This is a genomic window from Yersinia aldovae ATCC 35236 (genome assembly GCF_000173735.1).
Taxonomy (GTDB): domain Bacteria; phylum Pseudomonadota; class Gammaproteobacteria; order Enterobacterales; family Enterobacteriaceae; genus Yersinia; species Yersinia aldovae.
The window spans coordinates 1-208 of sequence record NZ_ACCB01000146.1 but is presented as its reverse complement, the minus strand read 5'-3'; the positions used below and the strand labels follow the sequence as shown (position 1 = coordinate 208).

Here is a 208-nt window from a genome sequence, read left to right as displayed (position 1 = left end):
GGGATATTTAGGTCAATTTCGATAGCCAGAGCTTCACGGTTAAAATCATCGACGACATTGAAGGTCCGAAAACGTCGGCCGCATGTCAGCGCGTCGTGCATAAAATCAATCGACCAACTTTGGTTCAGGGCTTCCGGCGTTGCCAGCGGAGCCGGATTGCGTATCGGCAGGCGTTGTTTACCCTTACGACGAAAATTGAGTTTTAGCA

1 pseudogene is annotated in these 208 nt (G+C 50.0%); it reads right to left on the bottom strand.

What is annotated here, in order from left to right:
• Positions 1 to 208, bottom strand: a pseudogene (locus YALDO0001_RS19625) (IS3 family transposase); the annotation flags it as partial.